Source organism: Mesorhizobium sp. B2-4-15 (assembly GCF_006658505.1).
Classification (GTDB): Bacteria; Pseudomonadota; Alphaproteobacteria; order Rhizobiales; family Rhizobiaceae; genus Mesorhizobium.
Map to the genome: position 1 here is coordinate 87,544 of NZ_VFUZ01000005.1, position 16,100 is coordinate 103,643.

Genomic DNA, 16,100 nt, shown 5'->3' on the forward strand with positions numbered 1-16,100 from the left:
CAAACATGTCGAAGTCGTCAATCCTTCGCCTGTCGCTGTTTCGCGATATCGCCGCGTTCGGCGCTGTTATCGCCCAGATCGGCGGCCGGCGCACCTGGATGGCGCTGCTGTTCCTGATCCTCGGCAGCCTGACGGAAGGCATCTCGATCCTGCTGCTCGTGCCGCTGCTGCATCTGGTCGGGCGCGCCGACCAGGATTTCGCGGTCCGGCTGCCGAATATCGATTTCGTGCACTGGCTGGTCCCGGACGGAACCTTGCAACTGACCACGGTGCTGTGCGCGTTGGTCGGGCTTGTCGCCGTGCAGGCAGCGTTCAATCGCTTCAAGTCGGTCTACATGGCCAGGCTTCTCTTCGATTTCATCAACCGCGTGCGCATGAATCTGTTCGAGAGCATCGGCAAGGCGCGTTGGGGCGTGTTCACCCGCATGCGCGGCTCCGACCTCGACCATGCCCTGACCGGCGACATAGATCGTGTCCAGGGGGCGGCCTTCTCCCTGCTGATGCTGGTGCAGATCGCCGTGCTGCTGGCCGGCTACCTCGTGGTTTCCGTGTTCATTTCGCCCGTAATGACGCTGTTCGCCGTGGTCATCGGCATCCTGATGTTCGTCGCGCTGCAGCCGTTCCGCTCGCGCGCTACGGCTTTCGGCAGGGTTCTGACAGCCAATCGTCAGGATCAGTACCGGACAGTTTCGGAATTCCTCGGCGGCATCAAGGTGGCCAAGAGCCTGAATGTCGAAGCGAGCTATTTCGCCCAGTTGCAGGCAACGCTCGAAAAGATGAAGGCGGACAACATCGACTATGTGCGCAACAGCTCGATCGGTACCGCCGTGTTCCAGGTGGCGAGCGTGGTGGGGTTGAGCTTGTTCATCTATGTGGCGCTGGTCCGCTTCAACCTGTCGCTGGCCGAGATTGTCGTGCTGTTGCTTGTCTTCATGCGCATCGCGCCGCGCTTCATGGACATGCAGACACAGGCCCAGCAGGTGCTGATCAACCTGCCCGCCTATACGGCGATGCGCAGCCTGCAGGCACATTTCGACGCAGAGCGTGAACCGGGCCATGTCGAGTTCGAGGAGGCAGGCAAGCTGGCGCTCGGTACCGGGCTGAACATTCGCGGTGTCTCCTTCTTCTATGACGACAGCGCCGGCAGGGAGGTGGTGAGCGACATCACGTTTGGCCTTCCCGCCGGCAAGGTCACCGCCCTGATCGGCCCGTCCGGATCCGGCAAGAGCACGATCGCCGACATGCTGCTCGGCCTGCTCGAGCCGACCGCCGGCAAGATCCTCGTCGACGGCGTCGAGATCGATGCCGCCAATCGCCGCCGCTGGCGCGATCAGGTGGCGTATGTGCCGCAGGACGTGTTCCTGCTGCACGATACGATCGCGCAGAACCTGCGTCTCGCCGCGCCGCAGGCCAGCGATGACGATTTATGGACAGCGCTGCGCGCCGCGCACGCCGGTGAATTCGTCGAACGGCTCGACCACAGGCTCGATACGGTGGTCGGCGACCGTGGCGTGCGCCTCTCCGGCGGCGAGCGCCAGCGCATCGCGCTGGCGCGTGCGCTGCTGCGCAAGCCGTCGCTGCTCATCCTCGACGAGGCGACCAGCGCGCTCGACTGGCAGAACCAGTCGCTGATCGCCAGGTCGATCGACGGATTGCGCGGGGCGATGACCATTCTGACCATCGCCCACCGGCCGTCGATGATCGCCTTCGCCGACTGGGTGGTGGCGATGGAGGACGGCCGTGTCGTGGAAGTCGGGCAATATCAGCGGCTGAAGGCAAAGCCGGGGAGCCGGCTGTCCAGGATGCTGTCGGGAGAACAATCGGAACCCGAACCCGCCAATGTGGCCTGAGAGCGGATATATCCCTGCGATTTGGCGATATTACTTGGATCAGTGCAGGCTTCGCCGTGCGCTGCCCAGCTTTTCGCCTTCAGCCACGTCCGGCGCACTGAGCTTTCTTTCGGCCTCGAGCAGCCTGTCCGCCGGCGTCGGCGCGCTCCTGGCGATCATGGCATAGACAAGGACGAAGTAGCCGGCCTGGATGATCACGGCGCAGATGATGACGCGCAGCAGGGTCGTACCCAGCGAAGCGCCATCGATCCAGGACCAGCCAACGATGATTACCAGCGCGAAAATCATCCCAATGATGAATTTTGGAAGCGACATACCCAACAGCCCACAAACCGGCTCGGGTTATATCCAACGATTGCCCTACCCGAGCGCCGTCCCTTGTTACGCGGGCTTGTTAAGTCGCCCGCTGCCGACCGGTTGCTTCCGGCCTTTCAACCTGTCGCCACTCTGACAGGTATAATTTGCAATTCTATTAAGGCGGGCAGGAGGCGGCAAGGGCAACCGCACATATTTTTGGTTGAGCCGATGCGATTGACTCGCTCGTGTTGCAACGCACACACAGGCATTTCAAACGATCTAGGTCCATAGGCCTATTTCAGTACAATCTACAATATTACGCAGTATTTTATGTTAATAGTCGAGAACTTCGCACCCTTCTAAAGCACTAATATGCCCCGTCCGAGGCCATGGGGAACGCCTCGCCTCAAAATCGCCCCAGAAAGGTCGGCATTTTTTTCTGTTTGCCCTTTTATTGTCACAAATTTGCTAAACGTGCTGAAAAGTATGCAGCACAAGCTTATTATTTAGTCAATTCATGACGTGACTATTTCAACGGGCTGGGAAATTGTGTGTTGCGCTGCAGCATTTTTTTGATATCGTGCGGTAAACCATTCGTTCAACGCATGGAGTATCGGCATGAGGGACATTGCCAAGTCGGCCACGGCGGACTTTTCGCAGGCTGGCACCGATTTTCCGCCGCCGATCGGCGGCCTTATCAAACGCAGTTTCGACATTGTGGGTTCGCTGGCTGGCCTGATCGCGCTCAGCCCGCTGTTCATCATGATAGCGTTGCTGGTCAAGTTTTCCGACGGTGGATCGATTTTCTATGGCCACAGGCGAATCGGGCGCGGCGGCCGGATCTTTCCGTGCCTGAAATTCCGCACCATGGTTCCGGACGGCGACAAGGTGCTGGCCGCCTATCTCGCCACCAATCCGGAAGCCAACGCGGAGTGGATGGCCACCCGCAAGCTGAAGAACGATCCGCGCGTCACCCGTGTCGGAGCGGTGTTGAGGAAGCTCAGCCTCGATGAACTGCCCCAGATCATCAACATCCTTCAGGGCGACATGAGCCTTGTCGGGCCTCGTCCGGTGGTGCGCGACGAGCTGGAGATCTACGGCAGCGCCGCCGTGTACTATCTGAAGTCCCGGCCCGGCCTGACAGGCCTGTGGCAGGTCAGCGGCCGCAACGACGTCTCCTATGACAGCCGCGTCGCGTTCGACCGCCACTATGTCGAGAACTGGTCGCTGTTCGGGGACGTGCGCATCATCATCAAGACCGTGCCGGCCGTCTGGATGTCGCGCGGCTCTTACTGACCGGCAACCGGTGCCAGGCATCCGGCGGCAAGCTCATCGGGCGATGGGGCTAAAACGGATCGGAACGCACAGTTGAAAAAAGACATATTGGAAGCCTTTGGCAGCGGCCCGGTTTGCGGCCGCTCGCTGCTTATGGCCACCTGCCTTGTGGCATCGCTCGCTTTTCCGCCGATGGCCGCCGCCGACGAATACCACCTCGGCTCGCAGGACAAGCTCACCATCCGCATCGCCGAATGGCAGACCGTCGAAAGTGCGTTCCGCGACTGGTCGTCGGTGAACGGCCAATACACGGTCGGCCCGGCCGGTACGCTGTCCGTGCCTTTCGTCGGCGAATTGCCGGCGGCCGGCAAGACCACGGCACAAGTCGCGGCAGCGATCGGCGAGGCGCTGCAGCACAAGCTCGCTTTGTCGGACAGGCCCGAAGCCTCGGTCGAAATGGCGCAGTTCCGGCCATTCTACATTTCGGGCGAGGTGCAGAACCCCGGCCAGTTTCCCTATGTGCCCGACCTTACGGTGCTGAAGGCGATCAGCGTCGCCGGCGGCATCAGGCGCAACACAGACTACGGGCCTCAACTCGGCAAGGACCTGGTCACCGCCAAGGGCGGCTTCGATATCTCTGACGACCAGCGCGTCAGGCTGATCGTCAAGCGCGCCCGCATTGACGCCGATATGGCCGGCAAGACGAGTTTCGACGTGCCAAAAGAGGTCGAGGGCGATCCGCGGCTGCCGGCCATCGTCGCCGACGAGATGACGATCCTGACCTCGGACCAGAAAGCGCTTAAGCTGAAGCTCGAGGCGCTCGACGATCTCAAAGGGGTTCTGCAGGCCGAGATCGAATCCCTGCAGAAGAAGATCGTCAACCAGCAGAAACAGGTCGACCTGGCGCAGCAGCAACTCGCCAGCATCGGTCCGCTGGCGCAGAAGGGTCTGGTCGCCAACGCGCGACTTCTGGATTCGCAGCAGTCCGTCACCGACCTGCAGGGCAAGATCCTGGACTACGAAACGGCCATCCTCACCGCCAAGCAGGCGATCAGCAAGGCGACGCAGGACGCCATCGATGCCCAGAACACCTTGAGTTCGAGTCTCGCCGCCAACCGGCAGCAGACCGAAGCCGACCTCAATGAGGCCGCGCTGAAGGTGAATATGCAGAAGGGGCTGATCGCCCAGGCAACCGATCCAGCCACCAGGGCGGCCACCGATACCAGCGAAGAGCCCAGCCTGCTCTACGCGCTGGTGCGGGTCGTCGACGGCAAGACCAGCGAGATCGCGGCGAAGGAAGACACGCCCGTGCTGCCCGGCGACGTCATCAAGGTCAAGCTGGCGCCTCTGGCCAGCCAGTAGGCGTTAGTCGCACCGAGCAATTCCAGGAAAAGTGCGTAACGGTTTTCCGTCTCGAGTTGCGTAATAACAAAGACCTGGGGCGGGTCAACGATTCCATAAAACGCTGGGCCGCTCTAGCGGGCCGTCCTGCAAAGGCTGTTCGTTCCATTGCATTCACCTGGCTGCGGAGGGCAGCCTGATGTCTCTGTCCGCATGACGATCAATGCGACTCGGAAGGGGGTGTCGTCGTGAATATCTATCGTGTCCGAAGGTTTATCAAAGGTAGGATCTTTACCTTCCTTTGGCGGATCAGGGGCATAAAAATGGCCGATCGCGTTTCGGTACTCGGCGTCTCGCCGCATATAGCGGGAAAGGGCGCTATCGAGCTCGGTTCCCTGGTTTCATTCCGGGGTTTTGGATCCCGTTCCTGGTTCCATGTGCTCGGCAATGCAAGACTGTCCATCGGCTCCAGATCATTCATAAACAGCGGCGTGATGATCGACGTTTCGACAGCGGTGAGCATCGGGAAAAACTGCCTTGTCGGCGATTGCGTCGTCATTCAAGATTCGAACTATCACGAGATCGATGAAGGCGCCGGCGTCAAAACGAAAGCCGTCGTGATCGGCGACAATGTGTGGATCGGCCGCAATTCGATAATTCTGCCTGGAGTTGAAATCGGCGACCATAGCGTGGTTGGAGCCGGGTCCGTGGTCACCAAAAGTGTCCCTCCGCGCAGCCTGGTTGCCGGAAATCCCGCTCGAATAATTCGCGAGATAGCGGCGTCCCCGGGATACGTGCGCTTTTAGAGCAATTCCAGGAAAAGTGCGTAGCGGTTTTTCCGTCCGGAATTGCGCAATAACAAAGACTTAGAGCGGGCGCTGAGCCGCTCTAGGCCATTTGGTCAGCCCTGTGCCGGTTTTGCTCGTCGGCAGGCCCAACTGGAACCCGCCGACGCTGCATGACCGGCACCGGCGCGAGCTTGAAGAAGCTGTAGTACAGCAGAAACGACCCCATGATGTAGGGGTTGAGAATGTCGACCTCGACGAAGGAACGGATCAGGAGCAGCACCATCACGCCGGCCAGCACCACAGGCTCGGGCTGCCATGTCCTGAGAACCACGGCCGCGAGGTGACCAAAGAGCGTGCGCAGGATAATCAGCGAGATCATCACCGCGCCGACGAAGCCGAGCTCAACCAGGGCTTCGATATAGGTGTTGTGGAAATGGAAACCGCTGCGGGCGGTGATGTAGAACTCATTCCACAGCCGCTCGGCCTCGGCGAAGCCCTGCACCCAATAGGCGGCATAGCCGACGCCGAGGATGGGCGATTTCTGCACGGCGTTCCAGCCCTGCTCCCACAGATAGGTCCGCCCGGTTAGCGTCGAATCCTTGCCGAAGATGCCAAGCACGAAGTCCATGAGTCCGAAATTCAAGGCGACAATGGCAACCACCACGATCAGTCCGGCGCCGACCAGGACAATCACCCGGCGGTAGCGCCGCGACAAAAGCTTGCTCATGGCAAGAAGCGCCACCAGCGCCAGAACCGCCGGTATCGAGGCCATCGAGGTGGCGGAATGCGAAACGACCAGCACGTAGGCCGACAACAGCACGACAGGCACCGTCAAGATGAAGCTCAGCCGGCCGCGCCGCAGAAAGGCAAGGAACACCACGGAGAAATAGATGCCGAGCGAACCGACGAAGCCGATCTGGTTCTTGGAGGCAAAGGCGCCGACGAAGTTATAGGTGCCGTCGAGGACGTCCTCGGAATAGGCGCCGACCTTCAGCGAATAAAGCAGGACGACGAATATTCCGATCAATGCACCTATGGTCAGGGTCCGGACGCTGACTGTGCGCGCCGCCACGTAGGCACAGGCGATATGGGAAAAATACTGGACAGCCGTCCTCGCGGTTATGCCGGGCGCCTGCGACCAGAAGACGGAGGAGCAGATATAGGCGGCGAACAGCAGCGGCAGCCAGGCGCTGGACAGCTGCCGCAGGAACCGCCGGTAGTCGACCAGGATGAGCGGAAGCCAGACGGCGTAGTAGGCCAGGATCATCACCTGACCGAAAATGACGGAGTAGGAAAACGCCCAAGTGGAAACCGCTACGGCAAAACCGCCGTAGACGGAGTTCTTCTGGGGATCGACCAGCAGGGACTTTGGAATCTTCATCTCAGAGTCCCGTCGACGCGACGCGGGGCGGGCAATCCACAAGCCAGCCGGCATATCCGCAAACAGGGGCGTACAATAAACGGCGTCTCCATTGTGCAGTGCAATATAATCTATCGCACCCTGTGCTCAATGGCAAATCCGGTCACCTTGTCTTACAGCGGGACGATCGACGAGATCAGCCGGTTGCCCCGCGACCCATCTGCGGGCCACCACTTCGGGGTTGCTCCCGAGCATTGGCCCAGACGATCGGCCTGCATGCCGGCTTGAACTTGCCTGGCGGCAATCTCACAGTCACCTGGAGGTCGGACGGCCGATCGCGGCCGATACCGTCGGTCACGGACAGGGGAAGATCGCATGCCTATGAGTTTCGCGGGACGGTTCGCTGGCCGGTCGGCTGTCATCACTGGCGGCGCCTCGGGCATCGGCCTAGCCGTTGCGCAAAGGATCGTCGACGAGGGCGGACGCGTCAGCGTCTGGGATCGTGATCCGGCCCAGATCGATCAGGCGAAAACCGTTATTCCCGACCTGCATGGGATGACGTTGGACGTTGCCGATGCGGCCGGTGTGGAGGCCGCTGCGCGGGCGACTATGGAGGCGCTTGGCGGCGTCGATATCCTGGTCACCAGCGCGGCCATCACCGGGCCAAACATGACGACCTGGGCCTATTCGGTCGAGGATTGGCAGAGGGTCATCGACATCAACATCAACGGCGTCTTCTACTGCAACAAAGCGCTCGTGCCGCACATGCTCGAGCGCAATTATGGCCGCGTCGTCAACATCGCCTCGATCGCCGGCAAGGAAGGCAATCCCAACGCTTCCGCCTACAGCACGTCGAAGGCGGCGGTGATCGGCCTGACCAAGTCGCTCGGCAAGGAACTGGCCAAGACCAAGGTGACGGTCAATTGCGTGACGCCGGCGGCCGTGCGCACCGCGATCTTCAAGCAGATGAGCCAGGAGCACATCGACTTCATGCTGTCCAAGATACCGATGGCGCGCTTCGGCGAGGTCGACGAGGTGGCGGCGCTGATCTGCTGGATCGCCTCGGAGGAGTGTTCATTCACCACGGCTGCCGTCTTCGACGTTTCCGGCGGCCGCGCCACCTACTGACGGCGACAACAAATCCGCGTGACAAGGCAACGAATGGAGCCTGGCCGACGTAGATAGTCGGCAATGCAAGGCATGCGATCGGCAAATATTCGTGACTGTTCCATGGGCGTGACCTTTCGCTGCGATGTCGGCGTCCAAGGCGAAGACTTCCCGCACTTCTGGGAACATACGGTCGGCAGCGGCCATGCAACGCTGGCGTTGCGCGCGGACTGGCAGGCCCAGATGCGCCGGGCGCATGACGAACTCGGCTTTCGCCATGTCCGTTTTCACGGGCTGCTCGATGACGACATGGGCACGCTCATCGACCAGGATGACCAGCCGCTCTATTCGTTCTTCAATGCCGACCAGATCTTCGATTTCCTGCTGTCGATCGGCATGCGGCCCTTTGTCGAGCTGAGTTTCATGCCGACAATGCTGTCGTCCTCCGGACAGATCATCTTCCGCTACCGCGCCAATGTCAGCGCGCCGAAGGACTACGGCCAATGGTCGACGCTGATTTCGAAACTCGTCGCCCATTGGATCGATCGCTACGGCCTGGACGAAGTGCGGCAATGGTTCTTCGAAGTCTGGAACGAACCCAATCTCGAAGCGTTCGGCAGCGGCAGACAGGAAGATTATTTCAAGCTATATGCCTATACGGCAAAGGCGATCAAATCCGTGGACATCAAGTTGAATGTCGGCGGACCGGCTACCGCGGACAACGCCTGGATCGATGACTTCGTCGCATACTGTGACCAGAACAGCCTTCCGGCCGATTTCATCAGCACGCACCATTATCCCACCGATGCCTTCGGTAAACCTGGCGATGACACCGAAATCCAGCTTTCGGAAAGCATCAGGAGCGCGTTGCGCGATGAGGCTCGCACCGCTCGCCTGCAAGCGGGCGACCGGCCCCTCTACTATACCGAATGGTGCACCTCCTCGAATCCACGCGATTCGATGCATGACGAGCCCTATGCCGCCACTTTCATCGTCAAGACGGTGATGGAGGCGAGAGGATTGGTTCAAGGGTACAGCTACTGGACCTTTTCCGATATTTTCGAGGAAAACTATTTTCCTTCGGTGCCCTTTCATGGTGGCTTCGGGTTGATGAATCTTCACGGGATTGCCAAACCGGCCTACCGTGCCTTTGAAATGCTGCATCAACTTGGAACGGAAATTCTGTACATGGAGGGACCCCACCCAACCGTTGATAGCTGGTGCGTCCGTGACGGGAATTCGCTGACCGTGCTGATCTCCAACTTTGCCCTGCCACGGCATCCGATCGCCAACGAGACCGTCCATGTCGAACTCAGGAATGCGCCGCGGCCCACAGCGGCAACCGTTCGGCGGATCGATGCGGAAAATGCCAACGCCAAGGCGCTGTGGGTAACAATGGGACGACCCGATTATCTGGGCGCGGCAGCGGTCGAGCAGTTGCGTGCGTCCTCGGTAATGCAAGAACGGCGGCAACCAGTTGCCTGGCACGACCGCACCCTTGGATTCGACGTGGCCGTTCCCCCCCTGGGAGTCGCGGCCATCAGGCTGGAGTTCGCATCTCTTGCTTAGAGCCGATCCCGCCACGCTGTCCGACGACGAGCTTCTGGAGCGCTACCAGCGCGCCGCCTTCGGCTATTTCCTGGAGAATGTGAACCCCGACAACGGGCTGGTCGCCGATACGTCGCGGCCGAACTGGCCGGCCAGCATCGCCGTCGTCGGCTTCGCGCTGTCCTGCTATCCGATCGGCGTCGAGCGCGGCTGGATGACACGCGAGGCGGCGGTGGAATTGACGCTGGCCGCGCTGCGTTTCTTCTTGGCCAGTCCGCAAGGCGGCGGCGAGGACGTCACTGGCCACAAGGGTTTTTACTACCATTTTCTCGACATGCGGACCGGGCTGCGTGTCTGGCGCTGCGAGCTGTCGATGGTGGACACCGCCTTGCTGATGGCCGGCATACTGGTGGCGGGCGCCTATTTCCGCGGCGACAATGCACGGGAAGCCGAAATCCGGCACCTGGCCGAAGCGCTCTACCGGCGCGTCGACTGGCGGTGGGCGCAAGGCAGCAGCCCGACCCTGCGGCAAGGCTGGAAGCCGAAGAGCGGCTTTCTCCACTATGGCTGGGAAGGCTACAACGAGGCGATCGTCCTCTATGTGCTGTCGATGGCCTCACCCGACAGACCGGCCTCCGACGACAGTTACGAGGCCTGGACGGCGACCTACCAGTGGGAAAACATCTACGGCCATGACGTGCTTTATGGCGGGCCGCTGTTCATGCACCAGTTCTCGCATGCCTGGATCGATTTCGCCGGCATCCGCGACGCCTTCATGCGCGAGAAGGACTCGGACTATTTCGAAAACAGCCGCCGCTCGACCTACCTTCACCGTGACTATGCCCGCCACAACCCATATGGCTTCGATGGCTATGGCGAGAACCTGTGGGGCCTTTCGGCGGGGGACGGGCCGGGCGGCTTCCGCGCCAGCGTGGAGCGGCGTACGCATCGGTTTTCCGGCTATGCCGCCCGCGGCGCGCCTTTCGGTCCGGATGACGGGACGATCGCGCCATGGTCCTATCCGGCGTCGCTGCCTTTCGCGCCTGATATCTGCCTGGCTGCGCTGCGCCATCTCGCCGATCGCTACCCGCAGGTGATTGACGATTACCGGCTGCCGAGCGGCTTCAATCCGACATTGGCCAACCGGCGAAGATTCGGCGGCGATGGCTGGGTGTCCGAAGGCCATTACGGGCTCGACCAGGGCATCGTGGTGATGATGATCGAGAACCACCGCTCGCGTCTGATCTGGGACTTGATGCGGTGCAATCCGCACATTCGCCGCGGCTTGGGCAAAGCGGGCTTCTCGGGCGGCTGGCTGTCGCAACCGACAGGGCCCGCGGCAGGGGGCGGCGATGTCGCGTGAACGGACATGGGCCGCCGCCTTTCCTGTCGACCGCAATGACGTCGAACTGATCCGCGGCGCGCATCCGCCGCGCTGGAAGAACCCGGAGCCGGACGGCCCCTACAATCTCGTCGTCATCGGCGCCGGGCCGGCAGGGCTGACAGCGGCGCGTGACGCCGCGAGCCTTGGCGCGAAGGTTGCCCTGATCGAGCGCGGGCTGATCGGCGGTGCGTGCATCAATGTCGGCTGCATCCCGTCGAAGTCGATCATCCGCACCGCCAGGCTCTATGCCGATATGCGCGATGCCGAGAGCTTCGGCGGTGATGCGCCACGACGTCTTCATGTCGATTTCGACCGGGCCATGATGCGGATGCGGCAGATCCGGCAGCGGATCAGCCGCGCCGATTCGGCCGAGACCATCGCGGCCGAAGGCATCGACCTCTATTTCGGCGAAGCGCGGTTTGGCGGGCCGGACACGGTGGTGGTCGCCGGCAAGAGGCTGCATTTCAGGAAGGCATTGGTCGCGACGGGCGCGCATCCGAGCGGGCCGGCGATTCCGGGGCTTGCCGAGGCCGGCTATCTCGACAACGAGAGCATGTTCAACCTGACGGAATGCCCCCAGCGGCTCCTGGTCATCGGCGGCGGGCCGCTTGGCTGCGAGACCGCGCAGGCCTTCCGCCTGCTCGGCGCCAAGGTCATCCTGGCGCAAAGCGATCCGATGTTCCTGCCCGGCGAGGAACGCGACGCCGCGCAAATCCTATCGGACGCCTTGGCGCGCGAGGGGATCGAGGTCCGGCTCAACACCGAAGTGGTGGCGGTGCGCGGGGAAGGCGGCAGGAAGCTCGCCGACCTGGTGCGGGACGGCGACACGACCACGATCTCCGTCGACGAGATCATCACCGGCGTCGGCCGTTCGCCCAATGTCGATGGTCTCGGACTGGAAGAGGCCGATGTAGCGTATGACGCCAGCGGCATCAGGGTGGACGACTATCTGAGAACCACGAATCCGCACATCTACGCGGCGGGCGACGTCTGCCTCGAATACAAATTCACCCATACCGCCGAGGCGACGGCGCGCATCGTCGTGCGCAATGCGCTCTTTCGCGGGCGCGAAAGACTGAGTGAGCTTGTCGTTCCCTGGTGTACCTATACCGATCCGGAGATCGCCCATGTCGGTCTCTATCCCGCGGAGGCGCGCCTGAACGGCATTCCGGTCAAGACCTATACGGTGCTGATGCATGATGTCGCCCGTGCCGTGATGGACGGCGAGGAGGAAGGCTTCGTCAAGATCCATGTCAGGGAGGGATCCGACCGTATCCTGGGGGCGACCGTCGTCGCCAGCCATGCCGGCGAGATGATCAATGCGGTGACGCTCGCCATCAGGTCGGGTATGGGATTGCATGCCCTGGCCGATGTCATCCATCCCTTCCCGACACAGGCGCAAGGCATCAAGATGGCGGGCGACGCCTACCGGCGAACCCGGCTCACCTCCTTGCGCAGGCGCCTTGCGGCGCGCTGGCTGGCATGGTCCAGGCGATGACCGCAAGCGGCGCAGCGGCCTTTCTTCACTGACGAGGATTCATGCTATTGGGCAGCCCTGCTTGCCCGAGCCGACGTGGTGACGACCCCTACCCCGGTGCTCCTCTACCACCATGACGAAGAGAGAATGGCGCGACGGTTTGTGCAGGCTCCGCGGGCGACGTTTCTCGCGATCGCGCTTGAACTGGAAAAGCTCGCCGGTTCAGGCATTGCTAGGGACGTTCTGCAGTGGAGGAAAGCCTGGATCGCGCAGCGGATTTCAAGGCAGCTTCTCAAGCACAAGCGATACAGGGATGCGATGAGCATGATGCGTGCGGTCCGCGCTCACAAGACCCTGAGCCGGAGCTGGAAGACATTGCAATATCGGATCCGTATTCATGCCGGAGCCATAATGGAACGGCCCGGCGGGGCCATGCTCCTGGTCGACGCCGCCTTGCATCGCGGCGGCCTTCGCTTCCCCGAAATTCCCTACGCGACCTGATCGAGACCGAAGCCTTCGGCGTGCTCGCCAATGATCTTGGCATCAGGCCGGTCGGCCTGCCGAAACTGGAAATCCTGCACGTCCCGTGGTGGTGCGTCGGCCTGCTGTAGCTTCCGCCTGAGATACTCCAGGCATCAGTCGTGCAATTCCCGAGAAATCGGCGGGCCGACCGAAAATCCGGAGAATGTGACCTCGAAACCCTCGCGCTGCGGTGAACAGCACATCATGCCGACATCGACCGTCTTCGAGATCGGGAAATAGGCGAGCCGCACCGGCTTCCAGTGCCGGTCCGAAGCGTCGAGATACTGGACGCGGATCGCTTCGCCATGGCGGGTCAGGCGGATCCTGACGCCATTCGGGCCGGCGGGAATGGCGACCAGCGACCAGTCCGATGTGTCGTTGGTGACGACAACCGAGAAGTAAGCGAGACCGTCGGTGTATTCGATTCCGGCCTTGATCCAGTGCGTTTCGCTCAGCCGGATCATCAGTCCGGCCTGGTCGTAAAGTACCTTGTAGTCGCCCTTGACGGTGACCTCGGCGGTGAAATCGCCCTCGACCGACCGATACAGGAAGTGGCCGTTGTCGCGCCAGAACCCATAAAAGGTCTCACGCCAGAAGTCGGTCTCCTTGCCGGTGCGAACCTGGACGATGTTGCCGTCCAGGGCATGATGCGGTGGCGGGTTGAGCCAGATCAGGTCCTGCAACGTCATTGCCTCGCGCCGATTCCCTAGTGAACGCCCGCCGGCCCCGATGGCCGGCGTCCAATCAGCCTGCAAATGTATAGGCGGTCTTCACCGTGGTGTAGAACTCCATGGCATAGCGGCCCTGTTCGCGCGGACCGTAGCTCGAACCCTTGCGGCCGCCGAAGGGAACATGGAAGTCGACGCCCGCCGTCGGCAGGTTGACCATCACCATGCCGGCTTCCGAATTGCGCTTGAAGTGGGTGGCGTGCTTGAGGCTCGATGTGCAGATGCCCGAGGTCAGCCCGAAGGGCGTGTCGTTGGCAACCGCCAACGCCTCGTCATAGTCCTTGACCCTGATGACGCTGGCGACAGGGCCGAAAATCTCCTCGCGCGAGCTGCGCATGGCGTTGGTGGCGTTGGTCAGCAGCGCCGGCCGCAGATAGAAGCCCGGCGTCTTGCGGTCGAGCCGTTCGCCGCCGAAGGCAAGTGTGGCGCCTTCCCTGACGCCGATGGCGATGTAATCCTCGTCCTGCTCCAGCTGCGTTGCGTCGACGACCGGACCGATCTGGGTCTGCGCGTCGAGCGCATCGCCGACCACCAGCCTATCCATCCGCTCCTTCAGCGCGTCGACGAAACGGTCATGGATGGCATCCGTCACGATCAGCCTGGACGAGGCGGTGCAGCGCTGGCCGGTCGAGAAGAAGGCGCCGTTGAGCGCGCAGTCGACGGCAACCGCAAGATCGGCATCGTCCAGCACCACCAGCGGGTTCTTGCCGCCCATTTCGAGCTGGAACTTGCGCATGTGCTCGACGCTTGCCGCTGCGACGCGCTTGCCGGTGCCGACCGAACCGGTGAAGGTGATGGCGTTGAGATCGGGGCTGTCGAGCATCGCCTGGCCGACCACCGAGCCCTTGCCCATGACGAGGTTGAGCACGCCCTTGGGCAGACCGGCGCGATGCAGGATATCGACGATGGACCAGGCGCTCTCGGGCACGAGTTCGGCCGGCTTGAAGACGATGGTGTTGCCATGGGCCAGCGCCGGAGCGATCTTCCAGGCAGGAATGGCGATGGGGAAATTCCACGGCGTGATGATGCCGACCACGCCGACCGCCTCGCGCGTGATCTCGACGCCGACGCCCGGCCGCACGCTCGGCACCATCTCTCCCGAGAGGCGCAACGTTTCGCCGGCAAAGAAATCGAATATCTGGGCGGCGCGAATGGTCTCGCCGATGCCTTCGGCCAGCGTCTTGCCTTCCTCGCGCGCCAGGTTGCGGCCGATCTCGTCCTTGCGCGCCATGATCTCGTCGGACGCCTTCTTCAGCACCGCATGGCGCGCCAGCGGGCCGGAGCGGGACCAAGCGGGAAAGGCCGCCTTGGCCGCCGCGATCGCCTGCTTGGCCTGTTCGACCCCCGCAGAGGCGTATTCACCGACCACGTCGCCCGTATCCGAGGGGTTGATGTTGCGGGAGCCGGCGTCGCCGACCCATTCGCCATCAATGAGGTTCTTTCGAAACTGAGCCATGTCCTCGTCTTTCCTGCTGGTTGGCCGCGCGGCGGCATCTGTCTGAACTGGTATTTGCCAGACAATTGCCCAGGGGGAAAGCACGTACTAGCCGGGCCGCCGCGACAAAAACCCCCGGGCCTACCGCTGCGTCAATAGCATGGCGGCGGCAGCGCCCCATCGACAGCAGCCCGGTTGATATCCCCGCGGCCGTCACGTCAGCTCAATCGATTGCCCTGTACAGAGATGTCCATAGCCTTGATTTGCCTGATCCGGCATGTCATGCGTCATACCGATGGCAGCCATCGAAACGACGATCCAGCGCGCCGGCGCCACCGGCAACATCAAGGCCACTCGTGAAGACTGGCTGAAGCTGGCGCTTGAAACGTTGATTTCAGATGGCGTCGAACGCGTCCGCGTGCTGACGCTTGGCCAGCAGCTCGACGTCTCGCGTTCCAGCTTTTACTGGTATTTCAAGAGCCGGCAGGACCTGCTCGACCAATTGCTGGACTATTGGAGGCAGACCAACACCCGGTTCATCGTCGAGCGCGCCGGGCGGCCATCCGCCACGGTCATCCGTGGGGTGATGAGCATTTTCGAATGCTGGGTGGACGAAAAGCTGTTCGACCCTCGGCTCGATTTCGCGATCAGGGCCTGGGCGCGCCGGTCCCCCGCCACAAGGCGCGCGCTCGACGAGGCCGACGAAGAACGCGTCAATGCGATACGCGACATGTTCATGCGCCATGGCTATGATGAAGAAGACGCGTTCGTACGCGCCCGCGTGCTCTACTTCATGCAGATCGGCTATTACTCGCTGGAACTTGACGAGCCGATGAGCAGCCGCCTGACGCATCTCGCGTCCTATCTGCGCAGCTTCACCGGCCAGGAACCGACCGCCAAGGATGTCGAGGATTTTTCGCGCTATGTCGAAAAGACGCTTTCCGGCAAACGCTAGACGGGGCACCGGCTGCCTGGATCGGCAGCTTTC

14 protein-coding genes are annotated in these 16,100 nt (G+C 61.9%); 10 read left to right on the plus strand and 4 right to left on the minus strand.

The features are described 5' to 3' along the window. The first annotated feature begins 5 nt into the window (after positions 1–5). Positions 6–1,850 (plus strand): ABC transporter ATP-binding protein, encoded by a 1,845-nt coding sequence (locus FJ930_RS08190; protein WP_141836672.1) that lies wholly within the window; start codon positions 6–8, stop codon positions 1,848–1,850. Between the two features lie 39 nt (positions 1,851–1,889). Here the strand turns inward: FJ930_RS08190 and FJ930_RS08195 are convergent, their stop codons facing one another. After that, positions 1,890–2,165 (minus strand): exopolysaccharide production repressor exox, encoded by a 276-nt coding sequence (locus tag FJ930_RS08195; protein WP_141836674.1) that lies wholly within the window; start codon positions 2,163–2,165, stop codon positions 1,890–1,892. A 600-nt stretch (positions 2,166–2,765) separates the two neighbouring features. Between FJ930_RS08195 and FJ930_RS08200 the strand changes: the two genes are divergently transcribed. The 3 genes from FJ930_RS08200 (at position 2,766) to FJ930_RS30700 (ending at position 5,569) form a co-directional block, all read left to right on the plus strand. Beyond that, positions 2,766–3,443 (plus strand): sugar transferase, encoded by a 678-nt coding sequence (locus FJ930_RS08200; protein WP_140695201.1) that lies wholly within the window; start codon positions 2,766–2,768, stop codon positions 3,441–3,443. 84 nt (positions 3,444–3,527) lie between these two features. Beyond that, positions 3,528–4,784: a polysaccharide biosynthesis/export family protein gene (locus tag FJ930_RS08205; protein ID WP_181763321.1), complete on the plus strand. Its 1,257-nt coding sequence runs from the start codon at positions 3,528–3,530 to the stop codon at positions 4,782–4,784. Between the two features lie 302 nt (positions 4,785–5,086). Beyond that, positions 5,087–5,569, plus strand: a complete 483-nt coding sequence (locus FJ930_RS30700; RefSeq protein WP_141836678.1) for an acyltransferase — start codon at positions 5,087–5,089, stop codon at positions 5,567–5,569. 82 nt (positions 5,570–5,651) lie between these two features. Here FJ930_RS30700 and FJ930_RS08215 read toward each other — a convergent pair whose 3' ends face one another. Next, positions 5,652–6,932, minus strand: a complete 1,281-nt coding sequence (locus FJ930_RS08215) for an O-antigen ligase (protein WP_141836681.1) — start codon at positions 6,930–6,932, stop codon at positions 5,652–5,654. A 354-nt stretch (positions 6,933–7,286) separates the two neighbouring features. Between FJ930_RS08215 and FJ930_RS08220 the strand changes: the two genes are divergently transcribed. The 5 genes from FJ930_RS08220 to FJ930_RS30320 all read left to right on the plus strand — a co-directional run bounded on the left by FJ930_RS08220 (position 7,287) and on the right by FJ930_RS30320 (position 12,928). Continuing rightward, positions 7,287–8,039: an SDR family NAD(P)-dependent oxidoreductase gene (locus tag FJ930_RS08220; protein ID WP_141836683.1), complete on the plus strand. Its 753-nt coding sequence runs from the start codon at positions 7,287–7,289 to the stop codon at positions 8,037–8,039. Between the two features lie 102 nt (positions 8,040–8,141). After that, entirely contained in the window at positions 8,142–9,587 is a 1,446-nt protein-coding gene (locus FJ930_RS08225) for a glycosyl hydrolase (RefSeq protein WP_246676836.1), read from the plus strand. Further along, complete coding sequence (locus FJ930_RS08230) at positions 9,580–10,929, plus strand: glucoamylase family protein (RefSeq protein WP_141836687.1); 1,350 nt, start codon at positions 9,580–9,582, stop codon at positions 10,927–10,929. Before FJ930_RS08225 ends, FJ930_RS08230 begins: the two co-directional genes overlap by 8 nt. Next, positions 10,919–12,448 carry a mercuric reductase gene (locus FJ930_RS08235; RefSeq protein WP_141836689.1) on the plus strand — a complete coding sequence of 510 codons (1,530 nt, stop codon included), beginning with the start codon at positions 10,919–10,921 and terminating at the stop codon, positions 12,446–12,448. Before FJ930_RS08230 ends, FJ930_RS08235 begins: the two co-directional genes overlap by 11 nt. Before the next feature lie 126 nt (positions 12,449–12,574). Further along, positions 12,575–12,928, plus strand: a complete 354-nt coding sequence (locus tag FJ930_RS30320) for a hypothetical protein (RefSeq protein WP_246676837.1) — start codon at positions 12,575–12,577, stop codon at positions 12,926–12,928. Between the two features lie 134 nt (positions 12,929–13,062). Here FJ930_RS30320 and FJ930_RS08245 read toward each other — a convergent pair whose 3' ends face one another. Beyond that, positions 13,063–13,638: a DUF1349 domain-containing protein gene (locus FJ930_RS08245; protein WP_141836691.1), complete on the minus strand. Its 576-nt coding sequence runs from the start codon at positions 13,636–13,638 to the stop codon at positions 13,063–13,065. 55 nt (positions 13,639–13,693) lie between these two features. Next, positions 13,694–15,133: an aldehyde dehydrogenase family protein gene (locus tag FJ930_RS08250; RefSeq protein WP_141836693.1), complete on the minus strand. Its 1,440-nt coding sequence runs from the start codon at positions 15,131–15,133 to the stop codon at positions 13,694–13,696. Between the two features lie 274 nt (positions 15,134–15,407). Between FJ930_RS08250 and FJ930_RS08255 the strand changes: the two genes are divergently transcribed. After that, entirely contained in the window at positions 15,408–16,067 is a 660-nt protein-coding gene (locus FJ930_RS08255; RefSeq protein ID WP_181763314.1) for a TetR/AcrR family transcriptional regulator, read from the plus strand. The last annotated feature ends 33 nt before the right edge of the window (positions 16,068–16,100 follow it).

Coding starts and splice junctions, on each gene's coding strand:
- FJ930_RS08190 (WP_141836672.1), top strand. CDS start 6: ATGTCGAAGTCGTCAATCCTTCGCCTGTCGCTGTTTCGCGATATCGCC.
- FJ930_RS08195 (WP_141836674.1), bottom strand. CDS start 2,165: ATGTCGCTTCCAAAATTCATCATTGGGATGATTTTCGCGCTGGTAATC.
- FJ930_RS08200 (WP_140695201.1), top strand. CDS start 2,766: ATGAGGGACATTGCCAAGTCGGCCACGGCGGACTTTTCGCAGGCTGGC.
- FJ930_RS30700 (WP_141836678.1), top strand. CDS start 5,087: ATGGCCGATCGCGTTTCGGTACTCGGCGTCTCGCCGCATATAGCGGGA.
- FJ930_RS08215 (WP_141836681.1), bottom strand. CDS start 6,932: ATGAAGATTCCAAAGTCCCTGCTGGTCGATCCCCAGAAGAACTCCGTC.
- FJ930_RS08220 (WP_141836683.1), top strand. CDS start 7,287: ATGCCTATGAGTTTCGCGGGACGGTTCGCTGGCCGGTCGGCTGTCATC.
- FJ930_RS08225 (WP_246676836.1), top strand. CDS start 8,142: ATGGGCGTGACCTTTCGCTGCGATGTCGGCGTCCAAGGCGAAGACTTC.
- FJ930_RS08235 (WP_141836689.1), top strand. CDS start 10,919: ATGTCGCGTGAACGGACATGGGCCGCCGCCTTTCCTGTCGACCGCAAT.
- FJ930_RS30320 (WP_246676837.1), top strand. CDS start 12,575: ATGGCGCGACGGTTTGTGCAGGCTCCGCGGGCGACGTTTCTCGCGATC.
- FJ930_RS08245 (WP_141836691.1), bottom strand. CDS start 13,638: ATGACGTTGCAGGACCTGATCTGGCTCAACCCGCCACCGCATCATGCC.
- FJ930_RS08250 (WP_141836693.1), bottom strand. CDS start 15,133: ATGGCTCAGTTTCGAAAGAACCTCATTGATGGCGAATGGGTCGGCGAC.
- FJ930_RS08255 (WP_181763314.1), top strand. CDS start 15,408: ATGGCAGCCATCGAAACGACGATCCAGCGCGCCGGCGCCACCGGCAAC.